The organism is Pseudomonas sp. IPO3749, assembly GCF_013386605.1.
Lineage (GTDB): Bacteria > Pseudomonadota > Gammaproteobacteria > Pseudomonadales > Pseudomonadaceae > Aquipseudomonas > Aquipseudomonas azotoformans_A.
In genome coordinates this window covers 1-9,426 of the sequence record NZ_JACARN010000109.1, presented here as the reverse complement: position 1 = coordinate 9,426, position 9,426 = coordinate 1, and the positions used below count along the sequence as shown (strand labels likewise).

Genomic DNA, 9,426 nt, shown 5'->3' with positions numbered 1-9,426 from the left:
GACTGACACTCCGCATTCGCGAGCAAGCCCGCTCCCACATTTGTTACAGCGTCAGGCCTTTAGTCCAGGTCGCTGGCGTTATGTCGCTCGGCCAACTGCTCATGAGGCTCACCGGACACCCGATTCACCCGCCGCCCGCGCTGCACCGCTGGCCGCGCTTCGATGGCGTCTGCCCAGCGCAACACGTGCTTGTACTCATGCACCGACAAAAACTGCGCCGCGCCATACAGGCGGCCTTTGACCAACCCGCCATACCACGGCCAGATCGCGATATCGGCGATGGTGTATTCATCACCCGCTATGTATTCGCTCACCGCCAGGCGCTGGTCGAGTACGTCCAACTGACGCTTGGTTTCCATGGCAAAGCGGTTGATCGCGTACTCCATCTTGCTCGGCGCATAGGCATAAAAATGCCCGAAGCCACCGCCCAGGTAGGGCGCGCTGCCCATCTGCCAGAACAGCCACGACAGGCATTCGGCACGGGCCGCAGGCTCAGTGGGGAAGAACGCGCCGAACTTCTCGGCCAGGTACTGCAAAATCGCGCCCGACTCGAATACGCGAATGGGCGTGGCGCCGCTGCGATCCAGCAGAGCCGGGATCTTGGAGTTCGGGTTCACCCCCACAAAACCGCTGCCGAACTGGTCGCCGTCGCCGATCTTGATCAGCCAGGCGTCATATTCAGCACCGCTGTGACCCAGCGCCAGCAACTCCTCCAGCAGGATCGTGACTTTCTGGCCATTAGGCGTGGCCAGGGAATACAGCTGCAGCGGGTGCTTGCCCACCGGCAAGTCTTTTTCGTGGGTCGCACCGGCAATCGGTCGGTTGATGCTGGCGAAGGTGCCGCCATTTTCGGTGTCCCAGGTCCACACTTTCGGGGGTACGTAATCGGTCATGCTGACGGCTCCAGAGGCGTTTGCGATCGGCGAAGCGCTCCAGACTAAACCAAAGGTTGATGGCTCGTCACACAGTGAATACCACCGCCACCCGCCGCAATGGCATCGATATTCAGCGCCACCACCTTGCGGTCCGGGTAGAGCCGGGCCAGCAGGTCCAGCGCCTTGCGGTCCGCCACCGGGTCGCCAAACTCCGGGGCGATCACCGCACCGTTTATCACGAAGTAATTGATGTAGCCCGCCGCAAAATCCGCATTGCCCTTGCTGAACTTGCTTTTACGCGGGTTGAGCGGTGGCGACACCGTGTGCACCTGCAAAGGCCGGCCATCGGCGTCGGTGGCCTTTTTAAGGATTTCCAGGTGCGCCAGAGTGACCTTGTGATCATAGGACTCAGGGTCGGTATCGAGGTTGGCCAGCACTACGCCGGGGGAGACGAAGCGTGCGTAGAAATCGACGTGGGCGTCGGTGATGTCCTTGCCCTTGATGCCCGGCAGCCAGATGATCTTGCGCAGACCCAGGCGTTCCTTGAGTTCGGCTTCGACCTCGGCCTTGCTCCAATCCGGGTTGCGATTGCGGTTGATCCAGCTGCTTTCGGTCATGATGCCGGTGCCGAGGCCGTCGACTTCAATCCCGCCACCCTCGCCCACCAATTCGCTGCGGATAGGCCGGGCGCCGGTTGCTTCGGCGATCTGGGCCGCCAGCAGCGCGTCATCGTCGTGCTGCTGCTTGTTGCCCCAGCCATTGAAGTTGAAGTCCACCGCGCCCAGGCCGCCGCTGCCGTCGATGACGAAGTTGGCGCCCGTATCGCGCATCCAGATGTCATCCAGCTCGGTTTCCACGAAGGTGATGTTGCGGGTGCCGCAGTGCTTTTGCGCCAGCGAGCGTTCATTTTCGCGGCAGAATACGGTGACCGGTTCGTGATCAGCAATCGCCCTGGCGATACGGCCCAAAGCGGCCTGCACGTCGGCGGTAAAGTCTTCCCAGATGGCGTCCTGGGCGCCAAAGGCGATAAAGGCCTGGTGGTGTTTTTCGCCTTCGTCGGGCATGTAGAAGCGACCGTTCGCGGCGGCGCGCAGGTGTGGGGCAATCAGGGTCATGGCGCAGACCACGCTGGCGTGTTTGATGAAGGTGCGACGGGTTGGCATGGGCTTCTCTGTTTACGGTGCTGGGTTGTAAAGGTTGCATTCGTGGTGAATGGGGTTGTTGTGGTGAGCGGGCTTGCCCCGCGCTGGGCTGCGTAGCGGCCCCAAAAAAGAGGGAGCGCTGCGCACTCCAGCGCGAGCAAGCTCGCTCACTACAGTGCTGTCTTGAATTTAGTCCATACACGCATCCGTGCACGCATATCGGCCTGGGAGATGTCCTTGCCGGCAATCAACCGTTCGAAGGTGGCCGCGTCGGGGTAGATGTCCGGGTTATCGCGCATGCTCGCCTCCACGTCCGGCCGCGCCTTGGCATTCGCGGTGGGGTAGCCGGTGAGGTTGGTGATGGCCGCCATGTTTTGCGGGCGCATCACGAAGTTGATGAAGGCGTACGCGTATTCCGGGTGCTGGGCGTCGACCGGGATGGCCATGGTGTCCATCCACACCGTAGTGCCTTCGCGGGGGATGTGATAGCCGAAAGTAACCGTTTTGCCCGCAGCATCGGCGGCGCGCTGGGCCTGGGTCATGTCGCCGCTGTAGCCGAGGGACAGGCACAGGTTGCCATTGACCAGGTCGGTCACCGGTTGCGACTGGAACTTGCGGATGTACGGGCGCACCTTGAGCAGCAGCTCACTGGCCGCCGCCAGGTCTTCGCGCTTGGCGCTGCGCGGGTCGCGGCCCAGGTAGTTGAGCACCACGGCGAGTACCTCGTCCGGCGAGTCGATCAGCGAGATGCCGCAATCGGCGAATTTGGCCGCGTTCTCCGGCTTGAACAACAGGTCGAGGCTGTTGACCGGCGCATTTGGCATACGCTGCTGGATCTGCTGGGTGTTGTAGGTCAGGCCGATCGTGCCCCAAGTGTAGGGCACCGTGGCTTTGTTCGAATTGACGTAGTGGGTGCGCAGTTTCTGCAGGCCCGGCTCGATGTCGCTCATGGCGTCGAGCTTGGCGGGGTCCAGGGCTTGCAGGCTGCCGGCGCGCATCAGGCGTTCGGCCACAGTATCGCCGGGGAAGATCAGGTCGTAGCCGCTGCCGCCGGCCATCAACTTGGCTTCCAGGGTTTCACTGCCATCCATCACGTCGTAGATCACCCGGATACCGGTCTCGGCGGTGAATTTGGACAGGGTGTCGGCGGCGAAATAGTCAGCCCAGTTGTAGAGCTTGAGGGTTTTGTCCTCTGCCGAGGCGCAGACACTCGTCATGATCAACGCACAACTCAATAGCCGCTTCATGATGGACGCCCATCCAGGGTCAGCAGGCCGCTGTACATCTCCGGGCGGCGGTCGCGATAGATGCCCCAGGTCAGGCGGTCTTCGCGCATGGCGGACAGGTCGAGGCTGCGCAGCAGCACGCCGGTGGAATCGCGATCCGCTTCGGCCAACAGCTTGCCCTTGTGGTTGCAGATGAACGATGAGCCGTAGAAGTCCATTTGCAGGTCCGGTTCAGTGGTCGCCACTTCACGGCCGACGCGGTTGGCCGCTACCACCGGCAACAGGTTTGCTGCCGCATGGCCGCGCATGGTCATCTGCCAATGGTCCCGCGAGTCGAGCGTGGCGCAGCCGGGTTCCGAGCCGATGGCGGTGGGAAACAGCAGCACCTCGGCGCCTTGCAACGCCAGGCAGCGCGCGGTCTCCGGGAACCACTGGTCCCAGCAGATGCCCACGCCCAGGCGCCCGAAGGCCGTGTCCCACACCCGAAAACCGCTGTCGCCGGGGCTGAAATATTCCTTCTCCTGATAGCCGATGGCGTTCGGGATATGGGTCTTGCGGTACACGCCGAGCAAGCGCCCGTCAGCATCCGCCACACTGAGGGAATTGAAGAAGGCATTACCGGCCTTTTCGAACCAACTCAGCGGCAATACCACGCCCAACTCCTTGGCCAGTGCGGCGAAGCGTTTGAGCACGTGGCTGTGCTGATAGTCCTCGGCCAGCGCCAAGTGCTTGTGGTGCTGCTCGATGCAGAAATACGGCGTGGCGAACAGCTCCTGCAACAGGATGACCTGCGCGCCCTGCGCCGCCGCGTCTCGCACCAACTGCTCGGCACGGTCGAGGTTGCCCGGCAGGTCCCAGGTGCAGGGCATTTGGGTAGCGGCAATCGTCAGGAGGCTCATGGTTTCACCCAGGCTGGCTGTTGCTGGGTGATGCAGTGAACGCCGCCGCCGCCATGGGCCAGGTGGTTGATCTGCACCGGTACGATCTCGCGACCGGGAAACGCCTGGGCCAGGACTTCGGCCGCGACCTGATCGGCTGCAATGCCATAGGCCGGCATGATGATTGCGCCGTTGGCGATGTAGAAGTTGGTGTAGGAGGCGCAGAACACCTCGGCTTCGGTGTCGACCGCATCAGTGGCTTCATACAGCTCGATCAGCTCGAAACGGCGGCCTTGGGCGTCAGTGGCGAGTTCCAGGGCGCGACGGTTTTCCCGCACCACTTCGGCGTAAATCGAGCCTTGGTCGTGGGTTGCGTCAACCAGCAATACGCCGGGACAGGCAAACGCACAAACACCATCAACATGCCCGTCAGTCATGTCGCCCGTGACATAGTCCGGGTCGCCTGGCAACCAAATGGTCTTCTTGATGCCCAGCAGGCGCGTGAAGATGGCTTCCATCTCGGCCTTGCTCACGCCGGGGTTGCGGTTGGGGTTGAGCAGCACCGACTCGGTGGTGATCAGCGTGCCCTCGCCGTCCACATGGATCGCACCGCCTTCATTGCTCAGGGGCGTGCCGAAACATTCCAGCCCCAGGTGATTGAGCACCCGACGTGCCAGGCTTTCGTCCAAATCATGGGCCGACTTGCCGCCCCAGGCATTGAAGCGCCAGCTCACACCAGCCGTGCCCAGCTGCGGATGGCAGACAAAGCTCGGGCCGGAGTCGCGGCACCAGCTGTCGTTGACGGCCTGTTCAATCAGCTCGATGCCGGGCCCGCACAGCGCCTTGGCGCCCGCCACGGCAGACGGATCAACCAGCATTTTCACCGGTTCGAAGCGTGCGATCGCATTGGCCACCCGCGCAAAATCCTGCTGCACCTGCGCAAGGGTCACGCCCCATGTGGTTTCCCACAAGGCCCGGTTGTGCGGCCAGACCATCCACGTCGCCGCATGTCGGGCCCACTCCGCAGGCATCCACCAACCATTGCTTTGCATTGCATTATGCTGCATGACAAGTACCCTTCAGTTAAGTCATTGTGTTCAGTGAAAACTGCCCACGGAGTCTTGGCACACATGCTATGGCGGCTTTCAAAGCCGGACAAACGATGGATTTTGTAGAAAACTGATTAGAGGAACTTATCAGCATGCTCAACCACTGGCCGCCCCTCGGCACCCTGCGCGGCTTTGAAGCTGCGGCGCGACTGGGCAGTTTCCACAAGGCCGCCGAGGAACTGCACCTGACCCAATCGGCGATCAGCCAGCAGATCCGCAGCCTGGAGGCGTACCTGGAACAGCCGCTGTTTTTCCGCAGCGGACGCAGCGTGAGCCTGACCGACGCCGGCCATGATTTCCTCAGCACCACCCAGGCGTTGCTGCAGCAATTGGCGGTGGGCGTGCGGCGGCTGGGGCAGTACCGCAAGCCCAACCAACTGGTGCTCAACACCACGCCGACCTTTGCCCGGCACTGGCTGTTGCCACGGCTCGCGGATTTCCGTCGGCAACACCCGGAAGTTGACCTGTGGATCTTCAGCACCGACGAAGTGCCCGACATGGCCAGCCAGACCATCGACTTGGCCGTGCGCGACGACATCAGCTCCCAAGCCGAATGCAGCTTCAAGGTGCTGCACGCCGACCGGCTGTTTCCCGCCTGCCACCCCCGGCTGTTAGCGCAGCCCAAGGCGCAGCGCACGACACTGCACGGCGAACGGGAAATGGACTGGAGCCATTGGGCGGTGGAAGCCGGGATCGATGTGGGGCAGCAGGACCAGGGCCTGAATTTCTCCGACCCCGGCCTGTTGCTCGACGCCGTGTGTACCGGCCTGGGAATTGGCTTGGTCAGCCAGTTACTGAGCCGCCAGGCGCAAGAAGACGGGTTGCTTACGCCGCTGGTCGACGCGACGATTCGCGGGCCGAGCTGGGCGCTGCTGACTCATCGCGACAGCGAGCATGACCCGCTGGCGCGCAGTTTCACGGTGTGGTTACTGGCTCACTTGCAGGTAGAGCCGACATGAACGACCGCCTCGAAGACATCCTGGCCGACCGCTTGAGCGTAGTGTTCTGCGGCATAAACCCCGGCAAAGGCTCAGCCGCACTGGGCCTGCACTTTGCCAATCGCAGCAACCGGTTCTGGCGCACCTTGCACCTGGCCGGTTTCACGCCCCATGAGCTACGTCCCGAGGACGGCCCCACACTGGCGCATTATGGCTGCGGCCTGACCACGGTCGTGGAACGGCCTACAGCCAGCGCCGGCGAGTTGGCCCGGCATGAATTCACGGATGCGGCCGCGGCGTTTGAACAGAAGATCCGACGCTATCAGCCACGCTTCGTGGCCTTTCTCGGCAAGGCCGGTTACAGCGCGTTGTCGGGCCAGCGCGAGATTGGCTGGGGGTTACAACCGCAGCGGCTCGGCGACGCTTCGGTGTGGGTGTTGCCTAATCCCAGTGGACGCAACCTGGCGTTCAACCTGGAACAACTGGTGGTCGCCTATCAGCAATTACGGCGGGCCATTGCGCAGGCCGATCCTGAGCCCTTACTCTCTTGAGCCCATCACGTGGTAAGCAATGGAGGCTTCATGAAACTGATCGGCATGCTGGACTCGCCTTACGTAAGACGCGTGGCGATTTCCCTGGACCTGTACGGGGTGGATTTTGTGCATGAACCGCTGTCGGTATTCCGCAGCTTCGACGCGTTCGCCCAGATCAACCCGGTCGTGAAGGCTCCGACCCTGGTGCTGGACGATGGCACGGTGCTGATGGACTCCAGCCTGATCCTGGACTACCTGGAAACCCTGGCCCCGGCGAACAAAAAGCTGCTCGCGCAGCAACCCGCCGCACGCGCCCGGGACCTGCACATCCTTGGCCTGGCCTTGGCAGCCTGCGAAAAAAGCGTGCAGATCGTCTACGAACACAACCTGCGCCCGGCTGAAAAGCAGCATGCGCCGTGGCTTGACCGGGTCAGCGGACAGTTGCTCGCTGCTTATTCGCTGCTGGAAAAACAACTGCCTGACAGCGAGGTGCTGACCCAGGCGTCAATTACAGCGGCGGTGGCCTGGTCGTTCAGCCAATTCACCGTGGCGTCGGTGGTAAAGGCGGATGCGTTTCCCAACCTGAGACGCCACGCCGAGCGGCTGGAACAGCATCCTACCTTCAAGAAATACCCGATCGAGTAAGCGGACCTACACCCAACCGCCATCCACAATAAAGTTCTGCGCCGAACACATCGCCGAGGCATCGGAGGCGAGAAACAGCGCCATATTGGCGATGTGTTCCGGCAGCACACTGCCCGGCAGGCACTGGCTGCGGCTGATCAGTTCCTTGGCCGCATCGTCGACCCACATCGCCAATTGTTTTTCCGTCATGACCCAACCCGGCACCAGCGTATTCACGCGGATCCGGCTCGGCCCCAGCTCCCGGGCCAGGGCGCGGGTCATGCCGTGGGCGGCGGCCTTGCTGGCGGCGTACACCGGGTAGCCGGAGGAAGCCATCATCCAGCCGACGGAGCCGAGGTTGATGATCGCCCCGCCGCCCGCGTTTTTCATCATCGGCACCACGGCCTTGGCGGCAAAAAAGGCGTGTTTGAGGTTAACGGAAATCAGTCGATCGAACATTTCCGAGTCGACTTCTTCCAGGCTGTGACGCACGTCATTGGCGGCGTTGTTCACCAGCACGGTGATCGGTCCCAAGGAATGCTCGAAGCGCGTGATGGCGGCCTTGTAGGCGATCTCGTCGGTGATGTCGCAGTTCACGAATTCCACGGTGTGCCCGCGCGAACTCAGCAGCGCCGCCAAGCGTTCGCCCTGGCTTTGCGCGCGGTCGACAAAGCCGACCTTGGCACCCTGGGCGGCGAAGGCGCGCACCATGAATTCGCCAATGCCCGAGGCGCCTCCAGAGATCAGGACCGTCTTGCCTTCGAGGTCGGGGTAAACAGCGTGCTGGGTCGTCATGAAAGCTTGCCTCGCTTAATTAGTCTTATTTTATTTTGCAAAAATGGCGTTAAAGGCTATAAATTCGCTGCTCTATCGACAAAATATCGCACATTAGTAGAACTATTCCACTCAAAACAACAAAAGGAAGTTCGATCATGAAGCACCCTCGATACCTGCTGTCGGGCCTGGCGATGTCCATGCTGATCGCCAGCGGCGGCGCCCAGGCCGCAGGCCTCACCAGCGAACACAAACCCTTCGGTAAAACCAATGACGGCACTGCCGTCGAACAGTACATCCTGCGCAACAGCCACGGCATGCAAGCCACGGTGATCACCTATGGCGGCGTGCTGCAGTCGCTCAAGGTGCCGGACAAACACGGCAAGGTCGAGGACGTGGTGCTGGGCTTCGACGACGTGCAGGGCTATCAAAGCGGCACCGCATTTTTCGGCGCGACCATCGGGCGCTTCGGCAATCGTCTGGCCGGTGGCGCTTTTGAGCTCGACGGCAAACGCTACCAGGTGCCGCTCAACGACGGCCCCAACTCGCTGCATGGCGGCGCCCAGGGCTTCGACAAGCAAGTATGGAAAGCCACGCCCGTCAAGGCCAAGGACTCGGTGGGCGTGACCCTCACCTACCTGTCCAAGGACGGTGAAATGGGCTTCCCCGGCAACCTGAAGACCGAGGTCACCTATAGCCTCAACGACAACAATGAACTGCACATCGACTACACCGCCACCACGGACAAACCCACGGTGCTCAACCTCACCAACCACAGCTACTTCAACCTGGCCGGCGCGGGCAATGGCGACATTCTCAAGCAGGTTGCCACGTTGCACGCCAGCCATTACACGCCGGTGAATGCCACCTTGATCCCTACCGGCGAACTGGCACCCGTCAAGGGCACGCCGATGGACTTCCTGACACCGACACCCATCGGCCAGCACATCAAGGAGGATCACCCGCAGCTCAAGTTTGCCGAGCCGAAACAGGGTGGGTTTGACTTCAACTGGGCGCTGGATAACAAAGGTGATGTAAAGCAGCTTGCGGTTGAAGTGCATGATCCTGAGTCGGGCCGACGCTTGCAGCTGTTTACCACGGAGCCTGGGGTGCAGTTTTATACCAGCAACTTCCTGGATGGGTCGGTGAAGGGCAAGGCTGGGATGACCTATCAGCACTGGAGCGGGTTTACGTTGGAGACCCAGCATTTCCCGGATGCGCCTAATCAGCCGAAGTTCGCGTCTACCCGCCTGAATCCAGGGCAGACCTATACCCAGAACACCGTCTTCAAATTCTCCACCGATTAAACCTGTGGGAGCGGGCTTGC

At 61.8% G+C, this 9,426-nt stretch carries 10 protein-coding genes; 4 read left to right on the top strand and 6 right to left on the bottom strand.

Going from position 1 to position 9,426, the window contains the following annotated elements; genetic code table 11:
* Positions 1 to 59 precede the first annotated feature (59 nt).
* From yghU to HX812_RS29905, 5 genes are all read right to left on the bottom strand, one after another.
* On the bottom strand, positions 60 to 893 hold the full coding sequence (yghU, locus tag HX812_RS29925) for a glutathione-dependent disulfide-bond oxidoreductase (protein ID WP_038849352.1): 834 nt from the start codon (positions 891 to 893) through the stop codon (positions 60 to 62).
* A gap of 44 nt (positions 894 to 937) precedes the next feature.
* Positions 938 to 2,038 carry an agmatine/peptidylarginine deiminase gene (locus tag HX812_RS29920; RefSeq protein WP_038849349.1) on the bottom strand — a complete coding sequence of 367 codons (1,101 nt, stop codon included), beginning with the start codon at positions 2,036 to 2,038 and terminating at the stop codon, positions 938 to 940.
* 149 nt (positions 2,039 to 2,187) lie between these two features.
* Positions 2,188 to 3,264 (bottom strand): extracellular solute-binding protein, encoded by a 1,077-nt coding sequence (locus tag HX812_RS29915; protein WP_038849346.1) that lies wholly within the window; start codon positions 3,262 to 3,264, stop codon positions 2,188 to 2,190.
* Positions 3,261 to 4,142 (bottom strand): N-carbamoylputrescine amidase, encoded by an 882-nt coding sequence (gene aguB / locus HX812_RS29910; protein WP_038849343.1) that lies wholly within the window; start codon positions 4,140 to 4,142, stop codon positions 3,261 to 3,263. The genes HX812_RS29915 and aguB overlap by 4 nt, the downstream gene beginning before the upstream one ends.
* The gene (locus HX812_RS29905) at positions 4,139 to 5,188 is read right to left on the bottom strand and encodes an agmatine/peptidylarginine deiminase (protein ID WP_038849340.1); all 1,050 of its coding nucleotides are present in this window, start codon (positions 5,186 to 5,188) and stop codon (positions 4,139 to 4,141) included. The genes aguB and HX812_RS29905 overlap by 4 nt, the downstream gene beginning before the upstream one ends.
* A 134-nt stretch (positions 5,189 to 5,322) precedes the next feature.
* Between HX812_RS29905 and HX812_RS29900 the strand changes: the two genes are divergently transcribed.
* From HX812_RS29900 to HX812_RS29890, 3 genes are read left to right on the top strand one after another with little or no spacing between them, the layout of a single operon-like run.
* Complete coding sequence (locus HX812_RS29900; RefSeq protein WP_038849337.1) at positions 5,323 to 6,189, top strand: LysR substrate-binding domain-containing protein; 867 nt, start codon at positions 5,323 to 5,325, stop codon at positions 6,187 to 6,189.
* Complete coding sequence (gene mug / locus HX812_RS29895) at positions 6,186 to 6,719, top strand: G/U mismatch-specific DNA glycosylase (RefSeq protein ID WP_038849336.1); 534 nt, start codon at positions 6,186 to 6,188, stop codon at positions 6,717 to 6,719. The genes HX812_RS29900 and mug overlap by 4 nt, the downstream gene beginning before the upstream one ends.
* A gap of 30 nt (positions 6,720 to 6,749) precedes the next feature.
* Positions 6,750 to 7,346, top strand: coding sequence for a glutathione S-transferase (locus HX812_RS29890; RefSeq protein WP_038849334.1), 597 nt, complete (start codon positions 6,750 to 6,752; stop codon positions 7,344 to 7,346).
* 6 nt (positions 7,347 to 7,352) lie between these two features.
* On the opposite strand, the gene HX812_RS29885 is transcribed toward HX812_RS29890, so the two are convergent.
* Entirely contained in the window at positions 7,353 to 8,120 is a 768-nt protein-coding gene (locus tag HX812_RS29885) for an SDR family NAD(P)-dependent oxidoreductase (RefSeq protein ID WP_038849332.1), read from the bottom strand.
* Positions 8,121 to 8,257: 137 nt separating this feature from the next.
* On the opposite strand from HX812_RS29885, the gene HX812_RS29880 reads away from it, so the two are divergent.
* Positions 8,258 to 9,406, top strand: a complete 1,149-nt coding sequence (locus HX812_RS29880; RefSeq protein ID WP_038849330.1) for an aldose epimerase family protein — start codon at positions 8,258 to 8,260, stop codon at positions 9,404 to 9,406.
* The last annotated feature ends 20 nt before the right edge of the window (positions 9,407 to 9,426 follow it).